Annotated in this window: 3 protein-coding genes; all 3 read right to left on the reverse strand. The window is 63.8% G+C overall.

The genetic code is table 11. The features are described 5' to 3' along the window. Nucleotides 1-140 precede the first annotated feature (140 nt). On the reverse strand, nt 141-314 hold the full coding sequence (locus AB4030_RS22305; RefSeq protein WP_442281390.1) for a hypothetical protein: 174 nt from the start codon (nt 312-314) through the stop codon (nt 141-143). A gap of 509 nt (nt 315-823) precedes the next feature. Beyond that, the gene (locus tag AB4030_RS22310; protein WP_442281391.1) at nt 824-1,078 is read right to left on the reverse strand and encodes a hypothetical protein; all 255 of its coding nucleotides are present in this window, start codon (nt 1,076-1,078) and stop codon (nt 824-826) included. Between the two features lie 773 nt (nt 1,079-1,851). Further along, nucleotides 1,852-3,021 carry a hypothetical protein gene (locus AB4030_RS22315; RefSeq protein WP_442281392.1) on the reverse strand — a complete coding sequence of 390 codons (1,170 nt, stop codon included), beginning with the start codon at nt 3,019-3,021 and terminating at the stop codon, nt 1,852-1,854. Nucleotides 3,022-3,289: the final 268 nt, after the last annotated feature.

The raw sequence follows: 3,289 nt of genomic DNA on the forward strand, positions 1-3,289 counted from the left end.
GGTCGATACTGGTCTTCGCGGTCATCGCGATGCTCCATTCGAGGGTGCTGTGAGAGGTTCACTCGAAGGATCACGCGGTGACCGCACCTGCATGTGCAGGGACACGCTCACCGGTGTCGTCGTACACCAACGCTATGGACTCAACTCGAAACGAGAAGGCCGTAGTCGAAGTTCAAAGCCTGGTTGTACTGCCAGCCAATGACCCCAGAGGGCGCAGCCTCGATCAGGTAGCCGATTCCGTCGGGGCCGATGGTCGTATCCCATGTTCGAGGCGCGGCTGCGGACTTCTCGTCGATCGGCTCGCTGCCATTCACGCCCGAATCGTCCCATGGCCCCGTGCACTGCGTGATACGCGCCTTGCGGCAGTTGCGGAGGTTCACCGAACCCTTATCGCGCCACCGACGGACCCGCGAATGCCCTAGGCGGGCCCCGAGGTGGCGCGGTCTCTCAGCCGCGGTCCCGGGGATCTCGCCTCGCGGTCGGCGGCTTGGGCGAGCGCGAAAAGAGGAGCGCCGTCACAAAGACCGCAACTCCAGTAACTAGTCGAAGCCAATCCGACGGTTCCATCACGACCGCACGGACAATATCCGCAAGGGCGACGAGAACAAGAACTAGCGCTAAAACCCTACGCGTTCTCAGCGAGATCATTGTTTTCCCTAAGAGTGTCAGTGCCAAGCACCGTCCTGCGCGCGGCATGATCGGACGTCGTCCGACTAGCGGCTTGATCGGGAAGGCCTCACGCTGTTTGCCAAGCCATGAACTCGATTGCGCCACGCCCCGGCTCAGTCCGGCCGTCGGTTAGGTGGGGGGCGCCGGGACCTCCTCAGATTCCGCCGGTCATCAGCCCGATCCAGAAGACGGACAGGAGGGTGAGCAACAGGAGAGCAGCAACCGCCATCGGTGCGTGGCGCATACGCAGCATCGTCGCAATGCCTGTCGCGAACACCGCAACGGCCACGGCGGCACTCAGCCATGCGGCGCCGGTGCTCCAGTCGTAGCGAGCGGTCAGCCCAGACATCAGGATGAGCCAGACCAACGCGACGCCCGCGCTGATGCGTACCCGGGTCCGAAGTCTCATCGAGACGACAGGATTGTCAGCACCGCAGTCCGTCCGGGACGTGCTGGTTGGCATTGTCACCTGCGGCAAACTACAGCCTCGGTGTGCTTCGAGAGGGTATTCATCGAGTGTCGCCGAAGACGCCATTGCTGAGGTTCGGATCATCGGCACGACCGCTCAGCGGCATGTGCGTGAAGGTCGGCGGGTCAGCTACTGCCCGTATGAGAGCCGCAGGTCACGAAACAGGAGTTGGTTTAGCCGCCGTCGCAAGTGGCCGACCTTGCTCTCATCGGGAAGTTCATCTGGGGATAGCAGAGTGAACCTGAGAAGCGTCTCGTTTCCGACGCGTGTCAACTCGAAGTGCACTTCGTCTCTGGGCCTGCTGGGCCAAAGAGAGGACCATGTCACCTGAGCGGGCTGCACTGCGTCGAGGCCCAGCGGTTCGATTTCATCGGCCAAGAGGTCGAGCCACTCGCGGGCTTCGGGCTGGCGTGGTGGCACAAGTGAGTCCCATACCACCCCGGGCGGCGCGGGCAGCTTGCGCGCACGCGAACCGATTTCCAGCATGGGTGAAGCGTAGGGGCCAGGTCGCTCTACTCGGACGGTCGTGACCTCGAACTCCGCCTTGCCATGGCGCACGCGAGTGTCCGGCAAGCGGCAGAAGAGGACGTCGCGACACGTGGCGAGTGTGCGCTGGTGGGAGCGTGCGTTGCCCTGTTCGCGCTTGCTTGGGAACGTCCCTGAATGCCGAGCACCTTGATCGACGGTTCGCGTTGGTGTGGTGGCTGGGCTGGTTACCAGTCGCCCTGTTCGTTGATTCCCTCAAGGAGGGTCCGCATCGCCTGGGCCCGGTCGGTTCCTGACGCAGCGGGAGCTGTCATGACCATCTGGTTCAGGGCCTCGAGGAGCTCGCCCAGCTCTTGAGTCTCGAGTCGGTAGGTCGGGCCGCTAACCGTCGCGAAAGCCTGTGCGAAGTGACGGCCCAATGGCCTCAGGTCGAGCTCGTTCTGATCGGCGTTTGAGGAGGGCGTGAGCAGCGCTTTCAGGATTGGTCGGGTGCTCTGCGTCCACGCTGCGAGAGCCCGCTGGTAGGTGCGTGGGGAGATGCCTTCGCGGCCGTCCCATTCCCGCAGCGGGTTGTTCAGGTTCTCCTTCACCCATTCCGGCTTGCGGGCCTTGCGCACCTGCAGGTAGACGCCTTGTTTGGCCTCGGGTGTCCACGCGCGTCGCATCGCGGTGGCGTACTCGACGGGCACTCCGTCCAAGGCGATGTACTCCAGCTGGGTTAGCTGTTTCGGGTCGAGGCAGTCCTGAGATGTCATGCCGAATACTTCATGGATGTCGAGCCGGCGCAGGCGCGTCAGTTCGTTCAAAGCTGACGCGTTGCTCATGCGGCTGAGGTTGCCCCACAAGTTCAGATGGGTGACGTTGGGGTAGGCGGAAACAACGAGTGCCCCGTCGATGGTTGCGGCGTCTTGAACGAAGAGGGCGCGTATGTCCAGAAAACAGGCGTCAGGCGGCAGCGCTTGGACGGCATCGCCAACGAGTACAGCTACGTGTTCGTCCTCGGGGTCTTGGTGTTGACCGGCGAGCCAGCGTCGCTGCAGGTACAGGTCCAGTCCGGTGTGCCAGCCCATAGTCCACTGCTGGGAGGGCGTGGTGGTCAGGAGGGGCGCGGGACCGAGGTTCTTGTGGCTGCGGGGGAGCACCCACTCCCTGTGACATTGCGCTAGACCGCGGCCCCCGGGGAGGGTCAGCCGCAAGGGTTTGAGCTCGCCCAGGTCGGCGAAGTTGTGTGGTTCGGGCCCGGACCAATCCAGGGCCAGGACATCTGCCTCTTTGCGGTGGGGTTCCACGGAGATGATCTGGGCGGCCGACCATTCGCCGAGTTCCTCAGAGAAGGCGGCAACGACGTCTCCAGGGGCGATCTGTCGCGGCGGCGTTTGCAGTCCTCTTGCGGGCACGCGCCATGCTAGAACGCGCCAGGGCCCTGCCCGCGCTTTCCAGGGCCAACTGGAGACTCCGGTCCCGTCTTGGCGACCGCCCTGCCCAGATGTCCGCCCTCGGCACGTCCGCGCGAATCGCGGCAGATGAGGATGAGCGCTGCGTCTTGGCTCTTGGAACTACCTGTTGTCAGGGCTGTAGTCACGGGGGTTTTGGGGACGCGCGAGCCCCTGCCAGAACGTGGAGTCACGAGGATGTCGTTGAACGAGCTCCGGGAGGACAGGGTCT

Origin of the sequence: Terrabacter sp. 2YAF2 (assembly GCF_052114705.1) — a bacterium.
GTDB lineage: Bacteria > Actinomycetota > Actinomycetes > Actinomycetales > Dermatophilaceae > Terrabacter.

Coding starts and splice junctions, on each gene's coding strand:
- AB4030_RS22310 (WP_442281391.1), bottom strand. CDS start 1,078: ATGAGACTTCGGACCCGGGTACGCATCAGCGCGGGCGTCGCGTTGGTC.